We start from the raw sequence: 16770 nt of genomic DNA on the forward strand, positions 1-16770 counted from the left end.
AAACGCCAAGTTTTTCATACTTAGTTTATCATAACATAACTCCTCTGTTGCACCAATAAAATACGTCAAACCAGTCAACATATTATGTTAATTCTTTCTTTTTCGCTTCTCGTTGTTTATCAAAACAGAATCGTACAATCAGTTGACGATTTGGCTTTGTGATAGTATGGAATTTCAGCGATATAAGATTAATTCGACTATTAGCTTCCCTATTTAAAACTACTTCAGCCCGGGCATATATATAATAAAATTGATTATCATTCATTTGTAACGCAAACCAAGCATCAACTATTGTACCAATCTCCAACGAAATATGTTTTGGTACGAGGACTGCAAGCCCACCTCCACTAATATCGGAGGTAACTGTAACAAATGGTTCAAATTGATGATTCGTACTATGTATGGCGATATCGACTGCTGTTTCAACCCTTACATATTCCCTGCGTTGTATCCGCTCCACTTTATCTGGTGAAGGACTTTTAATAGCGAGTGCTGGTATGTTTAAATTTACCTTTGCCACTATCTCAGATGTAAATTGATAGACGACTTGATCTTTTCCTACGAATTTTACTTTAAATAGTCTTCTTTTCGGTAATATTTTTGTTTTTCTCGTTTTTTCATCGATTGGATAATCAATAATTAAATAGTTATCATTTTTTTCAATAATTTTGCAATAATAAGTATACTGTTTTCCGGACTCTTTTAGTTCAAGATTAAGTAGTGTTCCGATTTCCATAATGAATCACCCCAGTTTATGCAATTTTCAAACGTCATACGATATACCTATATTATTGCAGAAACATAGAAAAAGGGAAAGGCTTTTTGCCTATCCCTAAAAGTTTGCTGCAAAATTAATTTCAGTGCCGTCTAATTTCTCTACCTTTTCCTCTCTGCCATTCATTGCATTAATAAATATACGATAGGTGTCATTATCCATAACACCCAAAAATTCATAGGTCAGTACTTCTTCGTCAAGATCATTGTCGATAACAGCTAAAAACTCTTCCTGAATATCCACATTCGAATTAACCATTTCTTTCGCTTCTTCCATCGATAATGTTGGTTCAGGTATATCACGTTCGGTGTGATTCATATAGTAGTTACGCGCTGTTAATCCAATAACCTCTCCATCATCCAATGCTACTTTTACTTCTACTGCATCCGAGTATACTCTTACTCCATCTTGATTATAAACAAAGGAATAGAGACCGACATTATCGTATTCGCTGCTTTCAAAAAGCATCATACTATCAAGATCGTGCTTTTCTAAATAGTCTTGTGCCTTTTCTGCTCCTTCATTCAGACTAATTTTATTTTCAGCAATTGGTCTTGTAATCAAGACTGTTAATGGGTGACCTCCTTGCTTGGCCAAATCCATATAACCACTTTCATCTCCATTCTGATAGGAAAGACTGTAAATCGGAATATCTGATCCTTCGCCAGTTTCTGCTATAGTCAGGTTTTCTTGATTTTCTACATTTAAAATTTCCATTCCCTTTTTTAATGCCTCTTCTTCTCGAATTTCTTTCCCGTTTAAATGTTTGTACTGATGTTCTTCTGAAGAGGTCCCAATAATTGGAGAATCCGCATATCCCTCGGAATAACCTTCAACCGATTTTTCAACGGTCGTGAAACCATCAATAATCGTGTTATCCATCGGTTCATCTTCATTTGCCAATGCTAGTTGTACATCCATCCAGCGTAAATTATTCTCTAAAGCCATATGCTGAACTTCTCTCAACTCATCCTTAATATCTCCTGATTGACTATATAGCTTTTTCAATGTACTCGTTTCATCATCTGTAAGAGGTGAATCATCCAAATCCCTTACAGCTGTTCGATACGTAAAATCACCGATATTGGAAAGAAATTCCTCGGTTTTATTAAAAGGTAGCAAACCTAATGGCAGCTGCCCTACATTGGTTAACGCCTCTGATGTCAATCTCCAAATTTCTACAAATTGGGGTGATAATTTTTCTGACGAATTCATTGCTAAAGTAGTTCCGATCTGATCATGCAACAAGTCCATATGATACGTTAATTCATGGAATGAACGTTGATACGTATTTTCCGCTTGGATTAGAATGGAGTTTTTCTCTTGATGTTCCATATAGCCCCAGAACGCTGTTCCTGCAATTCCTAAAGCAAGTAAACCAATTAATATCCACCGAAACATTTTCTCACACCTTTCTAATTACAGAATATATGTTTACCAATTTTCTTGATTTGAGGTCTTGTCCAAATCCATCCTGATGTTGCGGTATCCGGATTAAAATAGTAAGTAGCATTTCCTGAAGGATCCCACCCATTTATTGCATCAAGAACAGCTTGTCTTGCAGTCTCGTTTGGTGTTAGCCAAATCTGACCATCCGCAACTGCTGTAAAAGCTCTCGGTTCAAAAATAACACCTGATACAGTATTTGGGAAAGTCGAACTTTCTACTCTATTTAGAATTACGGCAGCAACTGCCACTTGACCTTCATATGGCTCTCCTCGTGCTTCGCCATATACAGCATTCGCCATCAATTGAATATCATTTTGGGAATATCCCTGAGGCACATTTACAGCCGTTACATTTGATCCGGATTGATCACCTTGCCCTTGTTGCTGCTGTGCATTACGATCGCCACCACCATAATGGGAGAAGTCCTTCCCTTGATTAATATTTTCTTTTACAAACCCCTCATCATAGTTACTAGCTTGAACAAGTTTATCTTTAGTAGTCTGACCAGCTAACCCATCCACTTCCATACCAAATTCATATTGAAAGTTGCGAAGTGCCCAATACGTACCCCAGCCAAATACACCATCAATTTTACCATTGTAGAAACCAAGGTATTGCAACCGGGATTGTAATTCAATAACGTCATCCCCTACCGCTCCATGCTGTATGACTTGTGAGCTAAAAGCATTTACAGTTTTTGTAGTTGAATCTGGCTGCAGTCCAATTAGTGATATAATCATAATCATGAGTAAAAAGACTGCTTTTCGATTGACCATACTTTTTCCTCCCGTTAGTTCTATTGGATTGCAATACCTATTTTTTGAGTAATTAGCCTTTTTATTCATCTTTGGCCATTTAAATAAAAAACCTCCTGCAAATCCACAGATTTACAGGAGGTAATTTTCTTTATAATGAATGAAAAGGACTGAGAAGTTCGAGGCAGCAAAGCTCTCCGTAACGGGCTTAAAAGGATGTGGTGACTTCAACGTTCGACACAGGACGTGTGGGTACTTAGTCGAAGGACCTCTGTTCTTTTTCACCGGACTTTTTGAATAACCTGTTTATGATGTTCCATTTGAAGTGGTGTTTTGTTCGCTATTTTCATACGATGCAAAGCAATAACCCACAACACGACCATGAATGGGATTAAGAAGTACATCCAATAGCTAACCAAGCTCGTTAATATATAGTTATAGATTCCATGTAACGTAAACGGAATAATAAATGCTAATCCTAAATTTAGTTTCTGCTTTTGTTCATTCATCTTGGCCTTTCCAAAATAGTAACCCATAATAATACCGAACAATGCATGGGACGACACAGGGAAAAATGCACGTAAAAATGCGTACTCAATCCCATTTGTTACTAGGTAGAGAACATTCTCGACAGATGCAAACCCCATACTAATAGATCCAGCATAAACGATACCGTCATAATGGTCATCAAATTCAGGATGGTGATAGATAGCAAACATAAAAATAAACCACTTAAAAAATTCTTCAAAAAAAGCAATCTGAAAAAAAGATTCAATGATTCGATTACTATTTATCCCTTCAGCTGCAAAAGCATATTGGATAAACATAATTGGAAACACCAATAAAGCCCCCAGTATAAACATTCGAATAATTAAAGGGATTGGTTCCGTAATACGATCTTTTAAATAAATGAATGACATTAATGCAACAATCGGTGCAATTCCAGCTGATAAAATTGCAATCATAATAGTTTACCTCTTTCCAATTACATTACTTTTATCGTATCATTAAGTCATGTAAATGAAAATAGAAATTAAAGAACAGGTGATTTTCATGAAAAATATACTCATTATTCATACTGGTGGGACGATTTCCATGCTGGAAGATAAAGAGACGGGTGAAGTAAATACAGCAGACATCCATCCATTAAGTGCATTAGGTAGTCAATTAGGACATTACGCAACAATTGATGAGAAAATTGTTTTTGAGTTACCCTCCCCTCAAATCACGCCAGTTCACATGCTAGAATTGGCAAAGAAAATTATTGAATTCATTCCTAACTATGATGGTATTGTTGTAACGCACGGCACGGACACATTAGAAGAAACAGCTTATTTTCTAGACGTTGTATTGGAAATTGACAAGCCCGTTATCGTAACAGGAGCGATGCGTTCGAGCAACGAAATCGGCTCTGATGCATTGTACAATCTAATTAGCTCCATTCGCGTTGCCAGCGATGAAGATGCAGCACGTCAAGGTGTATTAGTTGTGATGAATGATGAAATCCATGCTGCTAAAAACGTAACAAAGACATCAACTAGTAACGTAGCAACCTTCCAAAGTCCGCAATTTGGACCAATTGGCTTAATTACAAAGGATTCTATACTTTTTCATCGAAGAATCCGCACTCGCCGAGTACAGCCCGTTCAAACAATATCGAAAAAGGTATTTCTGCTGAAAGCCTTTGCTGGTATGGATGAACAATTTTTGCAATCAATTCGGCTAGCAAAACCGGATGGTCTCGTGATTGAAGGTCTTGGACAAGGCAATTTACCAAAGGATACAATTAAACCAATCCAACAACTGATTGAAGACAATATACCTGTAGTACTAGTATCTAGATGCTACCAAGGTGTTGTCCAACCGACATATGGCTATGACGGTGGAGGCAAGCAGCTGAAACAGTTAGGAGTCATTTTTGCCAGGGGGTTATCTGGTCCAAAAGCGAGAATTCGTTTATTAATTGCTCTAGAAAAGACATCTAATTATAACCATCTAAAAGAACTATTTGAAACGCTATAGAGCACAAAAGCAGACGCATTCGGTTAGCGACGTACGAGTTGCGCCCGCTGCGTGTACCACTGCTCACACATTCTTATGGAGACGATCAAGTCAATACTCTTGGACCGTAAGGAGTCGAAGCTGACCAAGATCGCTAGCTGGGATGGAGCTGTTAAAGAACCGAATCTGTCCACAGTAACTTTATAGTAATCCTTATAACCTAAAAAACATACTAAGATTAGTGGGTAAGGTCATCGACGGGTGACTTTACCCACTATTTCTTTTTTAAAGTTATAGTGAGACTGAGACAAAAGTACTTTTATGAAATAAAAACCGAACATGATTAATGCAAATAACTCGCTCCCGAAATATAATTCGTGCACCCAAAGGCGGCTGGTGAGTCCCCTTGTGCTATCGCACTACGGTGTCTCACCTATGCCTTACCTCCCGCTGGAGTCTACGTATATTTCCTGCGCTAAGCTTATGCATCGTTCGTCTTTAACATTAAACACTTTTGTTATGCCCCAGCTTCTTCTATGATTGACCTGGCAATTTCCTGACCATGAAACCGCCCATTTTCAATGAATATTTCGTTGTTGTTGTAACCAGCAGCCACAACGCCTGCTACATACATCCCTTTTACGTTTGTTTCGTATGTTGCTGAACTATAGTTCGGTTTCCCGTTCGATGCATCAACCTCTACTCCACTTGCATTTAGAAATGAAATATCAGGCTGATAGCCAATCATGGCAAATACAAAATCATTTTTAATTACATTTATTTCTCCATCAGCTTCAAAATAAACTGCATCCTCCGTAATTTTTGTAACCTGTGAATGGAAAACCATTTTTACAATCCCTTTCTTAACGAGCGAATCAAACTCTGGAAGGATCCAAGGCTTAATACTGTTTGAATACTCACCTCCACGATAAAGAACTGTTACATTAGCTCCGGCTTTATGCAGTTCCAATGTCGCATCAACAGCAGAATTTTTCCCTCCAATGACAACAACATCTTTATTAAAGAAAGGATGTGCCTCTTTAAAATAATGCATTACTTTTTTCAAATTTTCTCCAGGAATATGAAGATAATTAGGTTGATCATAATAGCCAGTCGCAATAATGACCTTTTCTGCCTGATAGGTCGTTTCTTGTCCATCAACCTTTTCCGTCATCACACGAAATATATCGTTATCCTTTTTTACTTCCTTCACTTTTTCATATGTATGCATACGAATCTGTTTCCGCTTCGCAACTTCACGATAATAGGCCAATGCCTGATTTCTAACAGGTTTTTTCATTTCCGTTATAAACGGCATATCACCAATTTCTAACTTCTCACTAGAACTGAAAAAGGTTTGATGCGTAGGGAAATTATAAATGGTGTTTACTACATTACCTTTTTCAATAATTAATGGATTAATTCCGTATCGTTGCAATTCAATAGCACATGACATACCACACGGGCCTCCACCAATAATAATTACTTTTTCCATTTGCATATAAGGCACTTCCTTTATTGTTGAAATAACTTTTAAACTTCAAAATTTAGTAATGATAAACTTTTGAACGAATGGCAGTTTAGTGCGTATTCTGCCACTAAAATAAAAAACTCTTATCCGATAAGAGTTTTTTATTTCACATATGGATTAAATCAATTGGTACAATACAGCTAAACGGCTTCATTAAACCCAACCACGGAATCTAGATGCTTCGGCCATCTTTCGTACACCCACCATATACGCTGCTAAACGCATATCCACACGTCTTGTTTCAGCTGTGTTATATATAGAATTAAAAGATCTAATCATAATTTCATGAAGCTTTTTATCGATTTCTTCCTCTGACCAATAATATCCTTGATTATTTTGAACCCACTCAAAGTATGATACGGTAACCCCACCAGCAGATGCTAATACGTCCGGGACTAGAAGAATGCCCCGTTCTGTTAAAATTTTAGTAGCTTCCATTGTTGTTGGACCATTGGCAGCCTCTACCACAATGCTTGCCTTAATATTATGTGCATTGTCCTGTGTAATTTGATTTTCTACAGCCGCAGGAACAATAATATCACAATCCAACTCAAATAATTCTTTATTTGAAATTGTATTGTTAAATAGCTTGGTTACGGTTCCAAAACTATCTCTTCGATCTAAGAGATAATCAATATCTAGTCCATCCGGATCATGCAGCGCGCCGTATGCATCTGAAATACCAACAACTTTTGCACCTGCATCATGCAAAAACTTGGAAAGGAAGCTTCCAGCGTTTCCAAATCCTTGAACGACTACCCTTGCTCCTTTTAACTCAATACCTTTTTTCTTCGCTGCTTCATTCAATACAATCGTAACACCTTTTGCAGTAGCAGATTCTCTGCCATGTGAACCACCTAGAACAATTGGTTTTCCCGTAATAAAGCCGGGACTATTGAATTCGTCTATTTTACTATATTCATCCATCATCCAAGCCATAATCTGAGAATTTGTAAATACGTCTGGGGCAGGGATGTCTTTTGTAGGGCCCACTATTTGACTTACTGCACGAACATAACCACGACTTAACGCTTCTAATTCGCGGAAGGACATCTCTCGTGGATCACAAATAATTCCACCTTTTGCTCCTCCATAAGGTAGATCAACAATTCCAGCTTTCAAGCTCATCCAAATAGAAAGAGCCTTTACTTCTGATTCCGTTACATCTGGGTGAAAACGAATTCCGCCTTTTGTCGGACCTACTGCATCGTTGTGTTGTGCACGATATCCGGTAAATACTCTAACCGATCCATCATCCATACGTACTGGGATGCGAACCGTCATCATACGCAGAGGTTCTTTAAGTAACTCAAAAACCTCCTCCGGGTAACCTAATTTTTCTAATGCAGTTTTTACAACAGTTCGTGTTGAACTTAAAACATCTGTATTTTCTTGGTTTTCTTTGATAGAATCTGCTGCTTTTTCGGCTACCATGAACTTACCTCCTACAATATATATAAAAGTTTTATATAGCCCACTCAGAGTTTAGTATACACGTTCAATTTAAATATGCAATAAAAATAGGTTTCATTTTTTAATTCGTTATACCTGTCTAGAATGCATGGTTAGTTCTACAAATTTCTCGATCATTTCATGATATTCAATTCCAATCGATTTCGCTGCATCAGGAAACAAACTAGTTGGCGTCATACCTGGTAATGTGTTTACTTCCAGAATCATTGGCACATTTTCTTTATTTAAAATAAAGTCTACTCTTGAGTAAGTTTCACAGCCTAACGATTGATGGGCTAGAACTGCGTATGTTTTAATCTGTTCTGCTGTTGCTTCATCTATAATTGCTGGAACAATGTGCTCGCTCCCGCCCGGTGCATATTTTGATTCATAGTCATAGAAAGCATTTTTCGGAATTATTTCGATAATTGGTAGGGCGAATTCATTCCCGCCTGCTCCCATTACGGCCACTGTTAACTCTCTACCAGCAATGAACTCTTCTACTAGAATCGCATCGTCACTTGCTTGAGCATTTGTTAGTGCTTCCTCAATTTGGCTGGTATCTGTAACAATTGTTAATCCAAGCGTAGAGCCTTCTTTATTCGGTTTTATAACAAATGGTGGTGTAAAAGCTGTCTTTATTTCGTTACCAATCTGTTCAACTTGATTCGACTTAGAAAGCCTGTAAACTTCGCTTTTAGCTTGTGGAATATGGTTCATATTAAAAATTTGTTTTGCTTTTGCTTTATCCATCGCTAAGGCAGAAGCAAGAACCCCTGAACCAACATAAGGTATACCTAGCATATCCAATAGTCCCTGAATTCTTCCATCTTCCCCATATTTCCCATGGAGTCCAATAAATACCAAATCTACATCTAATTGTATAATATCCTGCAATTGATTCGGATTAAAATCAATTCCAATAACTTCATGTCCGTTTTTTTCTAAGGCTGCTATGATTCCTTTTCCTGATGAAAGCGAAACTTCACGCTCACCTGAAACACCACCATACAATACTGCTATCTTCATTATCTGCACTCCCTTGACATCCACTATTTCTCTACAATGTTGTGTTAATAAAATAACTTGATGATATTCTTGACTGCTTGTGAATCGAAAATAATTTTGCCATATTCATGTAAGCGATAGGATGTCACAATGCTTGGGTTTGAATACTCCGACATAATCCCTATAATATCCTCTTTATTTACATCGGATAAATCATCTTCATCTAAGATCATATAATATCGTTCATCCATATGATATACCTTACCACCTTCAATCGCTAATGGTGATAAATAGGACGTGACCTGGATAACCGATTCAAATTCCTCAAAGGAAAAAATTAATTCCTTGCTTTCATCAAGCGTTACTTTCATTTCTATGAAATCATCATCCCAATACATATCTTCCTCTTGTTGCGTGACGAATATATGCATTCCTTGTGCCTGCATTAAATGAACCTGTACGAGTAATATTCCTTCAAGCTCAATACCTAATTCTGAACTCGCTTCATACATCATATCACTGAAAAGGCTGCGGACGCTCGATGCATCATGCCAGAGGTCGTCTTTTGTAAAACCTCGTTCAATCAAATCATCAAACGTTAAAAAAATCGTAAATTGGTCATTTGATAAACGTTCAATACGCATACTGCATCCCCCTCATTTAGGCGCTTTTTAAATGGTTTTCTAATTTCATCATAACTACGAATTATAATGGAAAGCACTTCATTTATTATATGCAACTTCGTCATTTGTTGAACAGTACAGCACAATTTCTTAATTCTATTTAAATGTAGAAGTTTTGCTTACAAAAATATAAAATACAAATGGTGTGGACCTTTCCATAGCGTTACTTTTACTATTAGTATGATTCGAATTATGCAAGATGATAACTTTTTCCTTGGCTTCTTATACTGGAAAAGTCATTTGACCATTCTGTGTGCTATATACCATATCTATCCACAACATTATGACAGATTTTGAATTAGTACCCAAAGCTCGTTTCCCCATATGTAGTATGCACCAGCTAGTCCAACAATTAAAATAAAAATCACAAACAATAATCGAATAAGCGGCCCGCTTAATTTAAGGCTTGTTCGACTATCCTTTGAATGAATTTCCTTTCTGGGCGGGAGGTTTAAAATATCAATGTCTCGCTTTGCTTCACTTTCCTGCTCAGAATTCTTATTTCCCACATGTTGCTCAGTGGACTGTCCATCTTCAATTTCTTGAAATAATTGACGAAGTTCGTCCGCTTGATCCTTTGGTTCTTCTGATTTTACATTCACTGTAAAGCACCTCACTTTTTAAAGCGAATCACTAAACCTAATAGAAAGTCTATAATAAAATGCATCGTAATTGTCACAAGTAAGTTTCCAGTAATCTCAAATAGATATCCAATCAAAAAACTAATACCAACTACCGAAATAAATAAAACCGGCTTTTTCAAATATCGAAAATGGACAAGTGCAAATACCATACTAGCTATGATATAACCAAATACTGTTTGAATGACCCCTCGAAACAATAACTCCTCTGAAATAGCAACAACGAGTGATATTATTAAAATAAATGGAATGGATTGATTATAAAATACTCTTTCATTAATTCCGCCATCATCTAAAAATTGTTTTGGAGTAATCCATAATAGAACGAGGTCAATGAGAACTACGAAAAAACCCGAAAGAACTCCGTAAATCAAAATTTCACGAAAATTCCAGTTAAAATAAAACAGCCAGTCCGAAAAACGATCAAAAAGAAAAAAGCTCAACCCGATACTGATGCATATGAATATGCCCTGTGATAAAAATAGCTGTTTCCTTAATTCTGCATCGGATAATTGCTTGATTATTTCAGCTTGTTTCATAAGTTTCTCCAACTAACAGCAGATCTTTAAGGCGTTCTCTCCAGTCTTCATGCCGCTCTATTATTTTTTTTGTATTTTCTGGATGCCATTCATTCCATAAAAACCCACAATTACTACAGCATTGTTCCATTGGTTTTCGAAAAGTTGACTGAAAAGATTGATAAAGGTCTTTTCGCAAGCAACTTTCACATTGCACCCAACTTAATACCTCATGTAGTTTGTCTTCTTTATATTGCATTCTCTCTTTAATCACTTGCTCAATGGAATGGTAGGCTATTTTCCAATTGTTCTCATGATAGATAATATAATTATTGTTTATCATACCATGTTTTTCTATCTGATACTTAAAAAATTTCCAATGAATTTCATTTAATTGTAAATGTTCTTGGATTTGTTCATCTGCTGGAATTTCCCTTTCGGTGTGGCAGATTGTATATAAATAATTGAATACATTTTTCAAATCCTTTTCATCTGGAAGTTCATTTTGAATAATATGATTTGGAATGATCGCATCCCTCGGCGAAAACAGCAATATACCTACACTGGATTTACCATCCCTTCCTGCTCTTCCTACTTCTTGAATATAAGCTTCAAGTTGTAATGGAATATGAAAGTGGATGATTAAACGAATATTACTTTTATTAATCCCCATTCCAAACGCACTCGTACAACAAATGATGTCTAATTGATCATTCATAAATTGTTGCTGGATACTGATGCGATCTACCTGTTCCATACCACCATGATAAAAAGCAACTTCCCTATTTGCAAGTCGTTGCGTCAAAATGCTCGCAATATTTTCTGCTGTGGCACGACTTGTAAAATAAATCAGCGCCGGTACTTGATACATGTTAAATATGGAAATAAGTCTGTCAATTTTTTCTTGGTCATTTGCAACTTCCTCTAGAATAAATGCTATATTTTCCCTGTCCATTGGATAAATTCGCTTGATCATTTGGCGCTTTTCTAGGGCATTCATTATATCAGATTGAACTTCTGGGGTTGCTGTTGCACTTAATGCAAGTACAGTTGGATTACCTAGCTCTTTAATCGTTGCGGAAAGTTTTAAATAATCTGGTCTGAATTCATGCCCCCATTGTGAAATACAATGTGCTTCATCAATTACAAACAAACCCACATGTATTTCTTTCAGCTTTCTTATTAGTTCTTGCTGCTGTAACAACTCTGGTGAAACATATATCAATTTATAATTAATAAGATTTTGAAAAACATTTCGCCTTTCCCTTGGTGTCATAAAGCTATTAAGAGCAACAACTTCCTTAAAATTAGCGGCCTTTAACTGCTTTACTTGATCAATCATCAAGGAAATTAAAGGAGAAACGACTATCGTCACCCCTTTCAGGATTCTGGCTGGTAACTGATAACAAATGGATTTTCCTGACCCTGTGGGCAAAATTCCAAGTACATCCTTGCCTGCCAGTATATCTTGGATTATTTCTTTTTGGCCAATTCGAAAAGCATCATATTGAAAATATTGTTGTAATGCTTCTTCTAAGTTAAGCGTGTGTTGTTGCATACTATCACCTTATTTCAATAATATCATTTTCCAGTGCTTTTATTTTTCGTTGCCGCCAATACAAGTCGAATTTCAAAGTAGCTAATGTCATCATGGACAGCATTCTTAATATCTCTTAATTTAAACGTACTTCTCCGATTGACTACATTGATAATTTGTTGTTGCCTTTCCTTTGTTATGTATTGATCTAAGGAGAATAATGGATCATATAAAGCAATTTCTACAATATGATCATGGATTGTATTGATTTTTAAATTTCTCATCAGCGCTATTTGATCGAGCGTATACTTCTTTTGTAACAATTGATAGGTTTGATTAGTAGAATTTGTAATCGGGATCTTCTCTGTTAAGTCACCTAATAAGAAGGAAAGAACAGGGAACTCTTTTCGTTTTTCTTCGATTATGGCAATTATTTTATGGATAATGCCTGTCAGTATAAGATTCACATCTTCAATTGACAGCATATTTAATTCTGCTAATTGGTTCAAGCTCTTACCATAAGTTTTATATCCCGTTAATCGATCTACAAATAATGAGGCAAAGTTATTTGGAAATATTTCTAACAACTGGTACAGTTCTTGATAAATCCCTTGCAATGCATGTGTCTCATTGGTTTTTAATTTCCTATAAATTTGTTTAACCCATTGTTCAACGGAAGGCCGGTCAGTTATCGGGATAAAATGATAAAATTTCATTTTTGTATTGGTTAATGCTTGGATGAGTAGCAGTAAACGTAAATAAAACATGTCTGCAGTTTCATTGTATCGTAATCCATTGAAATACTCGAATGGAAATTGCTGCTCGGACTGAGCAAGAAATGGTAATGCTTTTTCTGTTAATTGAAAAGTGTTCACTTCACCTTCAGAAGCATGTATATATTCATTTTCTAACAAAAAAGATACACTTTGATTGAACGAGTTCCTGTTTAAATGACGATAAACACCATAAAACATGTTAAGCTGATAATTATGCACGTCTTGAATCGTTTGAATTGATTTACTTCCATTTAATAAATGAAACACGCTGGATATGGTCCTTTCTCCATTTAGCTGGGAAAGGCATTTTAAAATAATACTTTCAAAAAACAAGAATGACTGCCCCCTTTTTAAAAGATGCATACAAACCGGGTATTGAAATGGATAGCAATCAGTTTTAGAATAGGATTAAGGCTTTTGATTTCAGGAGGTAAATATAAAGTGAAGTACACCATTGTAGACAAAGAAACATGTATAGCCTGTGGTGCATGTGGTGCAGCTGCTCCCAGGATTTTCACCTATGATGACGAAGGACTTTCTTATGTTCTCATCGATGAAAATACAGGTACCTCTATAATTCCAGAAAGCTGCGAGGAAGATTTATTCGATGCATATGAAGGATGTCCAACTGATTCAATTAAAATTGCAGAACATCCGTTTCACGGTAATCCGTTGAGGTATAGTCAAACATAAACTCAAGTTTTATCCTAACAATGCTATCATAATTGGGTAATTGTTGTTACTAGTATACATGGAAAAAGTGCTTTTGAAAAATATAATTTCAAAAACACTTTTTTTAATTTTTTGCTTATTCATCTCTTAAATCGACAGGATTAGCTGCACTTGGAACACTTATAGGCTTGGATAGATTATATTCACTAACTTGTTGCAGAGGCGAATTCTGAAATTGTACTTCTTCAAACCCAAAGCTTTTTGCAGTCATTAAAATGGCTTCGACCATTGTTAAAATATCCTGATTGTCAAGAAGCACTTGCTCATCAGCAAATGTTAATTCCAATAAGCTGCCACTTGATTGTACTTCCAATTGAACATCGTCTGGTATAGTTCGACTAACATTAAACTCAGGCTTATTTTGACTCATTTCAGCAATAGCCTCTTCAATTGACAGCTCTTTCGAGGTAGGTACCGGGATTAGAAACTCATTATTATAAAGTTTATATAATGCCTCATCTTGATACAAGACCATTTCCTTTATAGAACCTATGGACCCTAAGTCAGCTCCATTTTTAAAAACAGCTTTTTCAATACCAAGTGGTGTAAACATCGTAGCAAGCATCTGTTCAAATATATAAGCATTTGTAGAGCCTTCTTCAAGGGTAAATTCATTTTCAAGCTCAATAAATACCTCTTTATCCGCCTCATTTAGTTCAAATGAGGCGCCTTCAAGTAAATATTCAGCCGTATTCCACGAATCCTCATGGATATATGTTGCCAATTGATTATAGAATGCAGCAACATTTACAGAGTCCTCCACAATAAAAGTAATCGGAATAACGTACTGATTCTGTGCATCCGCTACAGCACCATATACAAATGTACCAGCTTCATCAGCAGAAATAATATGGCTTTGCATTGGTGCTTCATCCATTGCCACCCGTGTCTCAGCAGACTCTTCTTGACTATCATCTGCTATCCCGCCTGAATGGGCTTCTTGCTCATTACTACTCTCCGTTTTTCCTGACTCTTCCATATAATCATACGTATTTGCAACATCAAGATTCATGGAATAATCTGCCTGTTGAGTTGAAGAATTATTGAGTATAAATGGAATGATAGCCAGAAGTACAGCAACCATCGCAGTTGCCAGAATAGGCACCACTTTTACCTTTCTCTTCGATTTTACGTTCTGGCTATCTTTCAGTTTTGGGGAGATGCGACTGTATAAATCGGATTTATCCATCTTATCCTTAACTACAGGTAGCTGCTTTAAACTAGCGATAATTTTATCATATTCTTCATTGTGTCGCATTAGCATCCCCTCCTCCGTTGATGTTCTCAAGCATTGCTTTTTTTAATGCTTTTAATGCACGGTGCTGAGTCGTTTTCACCTTACTGACGGTAAAATTAAGTATTTCAGCAGTTTCTTGAATAGAAAATGATTGCAAATAACGCAGTATTATTACATTCCGTTGGTCAAGTGTACAGTAGTTTAAGTATGTATACACCTGTTTGATTTGATCGTTTTCTTCAGCAATCTCATCTGGTAGCTTGCTTTGATCAGGAATTACATCTCCTTTATCATTCCAATCAAAAAACTCAAATATTCTATCTCTCTTCCTTTTTAATGAACGGAAATAATCATATGTAACGTGACGCGCAATTGAGAAAAGCCATGTTTTCTCACTACTTTCACCCTTGAAATTAGCATATGATTTTAATACTTTTATATAAACCTCTTGAACCAAATCCTCTGTTGTTTCTTTATCTTTCACCATATAGAAAATATACTGGAAAAGGTCTTGATGGTAGGTATCATAAAATTTATCGAAAACGGCCTTCATAAAGACCCTCCCGTTCAGTTATATAGTCGTTATAAATGTAAAAAGGTTTCATCTAAACTATAATGTAAATGAAGAAAAAATACCAACTGAATATCAGTCGGTATTTTTTACATCAAACCTATTATATGCATATCTTGTAAATAAAAAGGAGATCATCGGATACAAGAGTACAATAAATACCGCATTACCAATTGCATGGCTTGTATCAAAAGGGAGTCCTGCAATATAATATGGCCAAAATTTCCCTGTAACCTGGTATGTAGTTAGTGATATGATAAAGCCATAGAAGTAACCACTGAATATAGCCAAAAGCACAATGATAAGAAATGGAACTCGTTTTAGCATTTTACCCAATAGTCCGCTCATTATCCCAATAATACCCCAGGAAACAATCTGCCACAAGGTCCATAATCCCATGCCTAAAAGCATGTTAGAAAGAAATGTAGTTAAAATTGCTAAAAGAAGAGCGGATGTTGGACCAAGTATAATACCACAAATGATAATGATCGCTGTTACCGGCTGTACGTTTGGAATAAATTGAAAGATATATCTTCCACCTACTGCCAAAGCAGCTAATAATGCAAGGATTGTAAGTTTGTATGTGCTCATTTACTTATTCCCAGGGTTGTAGATCAAAAACAACGACATCTCCAGGCGATAACTCATAGTCACTTGCACCAACTGTTGCCATTTCATCATTTACGAAGAACATCCATGCAGTTTTCTCTTCATCGCTAGCAGCAACTCGTTCAATGCTTGTAATATACTGACCGTCATGCGCTGTTTCGATGTAGAAGTTTTCCTCCATAACATCCATCAGAATATCACCTTCTTCTATCTGAATCACTTCCTCTGTTACATATTCTTCCCCTTCATTAATAGAAATGGTAATCCGTACAGAGTCTTCTGCAACTTCTTCAGATTGTGAAGAGTTATTCGTACTTACAGACGTATTTTGGTTTGTATTCTCATCTGAAGAACAACCAAACAGCAATCCAACTGACATTACAATGACCGCAAACTGAAAAATCCATTTTTTCAACTTAATTCCTCCCCATCTTTATAAGTATTTAACTGGAAATATTCGGGAACAAAAAAATCCAGCTCACAAAGAGGAGCTGG

General features: G+C 36.3%; 18 protein-coding genes. 2 read left to right on the top strand and 16 right to left on the bottom strand.

Features of this window, described 5'->3' with window-relative positions:
- Window positions 1-82: 82 nt before the first annotated feature.
- The 4 genes from MHH64_RS14245 to prsW all read right to left on the bottom strand — a co-directional run bounded on the left by MHH64_RS14245 (window position 83) and on the right by prsW (window position 3944).
- A complete protein-coding gene (locus tag MHH64_RS14245; RefSeq protein ID WP_118889605.1) occupies window positions 83-736 on the bottom strand; it encodes a flagellar brake domain-containing protein in 654 nt (217 codons plus the stop codon).
- A 96-nt stretch (window positions 737-832) separates the two neighbouring features.
- Window positions 833-2176, bottom strand: coding sequence for a germination protein YpeB (ypeB, locus tag MHH64_RS14250; protein ID WP_118889604.1), 1344 nt, complete (start codon window positions 2174-2176; stop codon window positions 833-835).
- Between the two features lie 14 nt (window positions 2177-2190).
- The gene (gene sleB, locus MHH64_RS14255) at window positions 2191-3000 is read right to left on the bottom strand and encodes a spore cortex-lytic enzyme (RefSeq protein ID WP_095308939.1); all 810 of its coding nucleotides are present in this window, start codon (window positions 2998-3000) and stop codon (window positions 2191-2193) included.
- Between the two features lie 260 nt (window positions 3001-3260).
- Window positions 3261-3944 carry a glutamic-type intramembrane protease PrsW gene (gene prsW, locus MHH64_RS14260; RefSeq protein WP_095308938.1) on the bottom strand — a complete coding sequence of 228 codons (684 nt, stop codon included), beginning with the start codon at window positions 3942-3944 and terminating at the stop codon, window positions 3261-3263.
- A gap of 88 nt (window positions 3945-4032) precedes the next feature.
- Here prsW and MHH64_RS14265 point away from each other — a divergent pair, with 88 nt between their 5' ends.
- Window positions 4033-5001, top strand: a complete 969-nt coding sequence (locus MHH64_RS14265; RefSeq protein WP_118889603.1) for an asparaginase — start codon at window positions 4033-4035, stop codon at window positions 4999-5001.
- A gap of 496 nt (window positions 5002-5497) precedes the next feature.
- On the opposite strand, the gene MHH64_RS14270 is transcribed toward MHH64_RS14265, so the two are convergent.
- From MHH64_RS14270 to MHH64_RS14305, 8 genes are all read right to left on the bottom strand, one after another.
- Entirely contained in the window at window positions 5498-6481 is a 984-nt protein-coding gene (locus tag MHH64_RS14270; RefSeq protein ID WP_118889602.1) for a YpdA family putative bacillithiol disulfide reductase, read from the bottom strand.
- Between the two features lie 183 nt (window positions 6482-6664).
- Complete coding sequence (locus MHH64_RS14275) at window positions 6665-7945, bottom strand: Glu/Leu/Phe/Val dehydrogenase (RefSeq protein WP_095308935.1); 1281 nt, start codon at window positions 7943-7945, stop codon at window positions 6665-6667.
- A 108-nt stretch (window positions 7946-8053) separates the two neighbouring features.
- Window positions 8054-8992 carry a D-alanine--D-alanine ligase gene (locus tag MHH64_RS14280; protein WP_095308933.1) on the bottom strand — a complete coding sequence of 313 codons (939 nt, stop codon included), beginning with the start codon at window positions 8990-8992 and terminating at the stop codon, window positions 8054-8056.
- A 44-nt stretch (window positions 8993-9036) separates the two neighbouring features.
- Complete coding sequence (locus MHH64_RS14285) at window positions 9037-9615, bottom strand: genetic competence negative regulator (protein WP_095308932.1); 579 nt, start codon at window positions 9613-9615, stop codon at window positions 9037-9039.
- Window positions 9616-9935: 320 nt separating this feature from the next.
- Window positions 9936-10256, bottom strand: coding sequence for a hypothetical protein (locus MHH64_RS14290; RefSeq protein ID WP_303449174.1), 321 nt, complete (start codon window positions 10254-10256; stop codon window positions 9936-9938).
- 11 nt (window positions 10257-10267) lie between these two features.
- Entirely contained in the window at window positions 10268-10834 is a 567-nt protein-coding gene (locus MHH64_RS14295) for a CPBP family intramembrane glutamic endopeptidase (protein ID WP_095308930.1), read from the bottom strand.
- Window positions 10821-12371, bottom strand: a complete 1551-nt coding sequence (locus tag MHH64_RS14300) for an ATP-dependent DNA helicase RecQ (RefSeq protein ID WP_340001941.1) — start codon at window positions 12369-12371, stop codon at window positions 10821-10823. Before MHH64_RS14300 ends, MHH64_RS14295 begins: the two co-directional genes overlap by 14 nt.
- Before the next feature lie 23 nt (window positions 12372-12394).
- Window positions 12395-13459, bottom strand: coding sequence for a helix-turn-helix domain-containing protein (locus tag MHH64_RS14305; protein ID WP_340001942.1), 1065 nt, complete (start codon window positions 13457-13459; stop codon window positions 12395-12397).
- Between the two features lie 108 nt (window positions 13460-13567).
- On the opposite strand from MHH64_RS14305, the gene MHH64_RS14310 reads away from it, so the two are divergent.
- The gene (locus tag MHH64_RS14310; RefSeq protein ID WP_303449168.1) at window positions 13568-13819 is read left to right on the top strand and encodes a ferredoxin; all 252 of its coding nucleotides are present in this window, start codon (window positions 13568-13570) and stop codon (window positions 13817-13819) included.
- Between the two features lie 115 nt (window positions 13820-13934).
- Here MHH64_RS14310 and MHH64_RS14315 read toward each other — a convergent pair whose 3' ends face one another.
- The 4 genes from MHH64_RS14315 to MHH64_RS14330 form a co-directional block, all read right to left on the bottom strand.
- Window positions 13935-15116: a hypothetical protein gene (locus MHH64_RS14315; RefSeq protein WP_340001943.1), complete on the bottom strand. Its 1182-nt coding sequence runs from the start codon at window positions 15114-15116 to the stop codon at window positions 13935-13937.
- Window positions 15103-15648, bottom strand: coding sequence for an RNA polymerase sigma factor SigX (locus tag MHH64_RS14320; protein ID WP_303449164.1), 546 nt, complete (start codon window positions 15646-15648; stop codon window positions 15103-15105). The genes MHH64_RS14315 and MHH64_RS14320 overlap by 14 nt, the downstream gene beginning before the upstream one ends.
- A 93-nt stretch (window positions 15649-15741) precedes the next feature.
- Window positions 15742-16257 carry an ECF transporter S component gene (locus MHH64_RS14325; RefSeq protein ID WP_340001945.1) on the bottom strand — a complete coding sequence of 172 codons (516 nt, stop codon included), beginning with the start codon at window positions 16255-16257 and terminating at the stop codon, window positions 15742-15744.
- A gap of 4 nt (window positions 16258-16261) precedes the next feature.
- Window positions 16262-16690, bottom strand: coding sequence for a DUF4430 domain-containing protein (locus MHH64_RS14330; RefSeq protein WP_240033787.1), 429 nt, complete (start codon window positions 16688-16690; stop codon window positions 16262-16264).
- Window positions 16691-16770 lie beyond the last annotated feature (80 nt).

This window comes from Oceanobacillus sp. FSL K6-0127 (assembly GCF_037983385.1).
GTDB classification, from domain to species: Bacteria; Bacillota; Bacilli; order Bacillales; family Amphibacillaceae; genus Oceanobacillus; species Oceanobacillus profundus.

Excerpts from the sequence above, each read along its gene's own strand:
- MHH64_RS14245 (WP_118889605.1), bottom strand. The coding sequence starts at position 736 with ATGGAAATCGGAACACTACTTAATCTTGAACTAAAAGAGTCCGGAAAA.
- ypeB (WP_118889604.1), bottom strand. The coding sequence starts at position 2,176 with ATGTTTCGGTGGATATTAATTGGTTTACTTGCTTTAGGAATTGCAGGA.
- sleB (WP_095308939.1), bottom strand. The coding sequence starts at position 3,000 with ATGGTCAATCGAAAAGCAGTCTTTTTACTCATGATTATGATTATATCA.
- prsW (WP_095308938.1), bottom strand. The coding sequence starts at position 3,944 with ATGATTGCAATTTTATCAGCTGGAATTGCACCGATTGTTGCATTAATG.
- MHH64_RS14265 (WP_118889603.1), top strand. The coding sequence starts at position 4,033 with ATGAAAAATATACTCATTATTCATACTGGTGGGACGATTTCCATGCTG.
- MHH64_RS14270 (WP_118889602.1), bottom strand. The coding sequence starts at position 6,481 with ATGCAAATGGAAAAAGTAATTATTATTGGTGGAGGCCCGTGTGGTATG.
- MHH64_RS14275 (WP_095308935.1), bottom strand. The coding sequence starts at position 7,945 with ATGGTAGCCGAAAAAGCAGCAGATTCTATCAAAGAAAACCAAGAAAAT.
- MHH64_RS14280 (WP_095308933.1), bottom strand. The coding sequence starts at position 8,992 with ATGAAGATAGCAGTATTGTATGGTGGTGTTTCAGGTGAGCGTGAAGTT.
- MHH64_RS14285 (WP_095308932.1), bottom strand. The coding sequence starts at position 9,615 with ATGCGTATTGAACGTTTATCAAATGACCAATTTACGATTTTTTTAACG.
- MHH64_RS14295 (WP_095308930.1), bottom strand. The coding sequence starts at position 10,834 with ATGAAACAAGCTGAAATAATCAAGCAATTATCCGATGCAGAATTAAGG.
- MHH64_RS14300 (WP_340001941.1), bottom strand. The coding sequence starts at position 12,371 with ATGCAACAACACACGCTTAACTTAGAAGAAGCATTACAACAATATTTT.
- MHH64_RS14315 (WP_340001943.1), bottom strand. The coding sequence starts at position 15,116 with ATGCGACACAATGAAGAATATGATAAAATTATCGCTAGTTTAAAGCAG.
- MHH64_RS14320 (WP_303449164.1), bottom strand. The coding sequence starts at position 15,648 with ATGAAGGCCGTTTTCGATAAATTTTATGATACCTACCATCAAGACCTT.
- MHH64_RS14325 (WP_340001945.1), bottom strand. The coding sequence starts at position 16,257 with ATGAGCACATACAAACTTACAATCCTTGCATTATTAGCTGCTTTGGCA.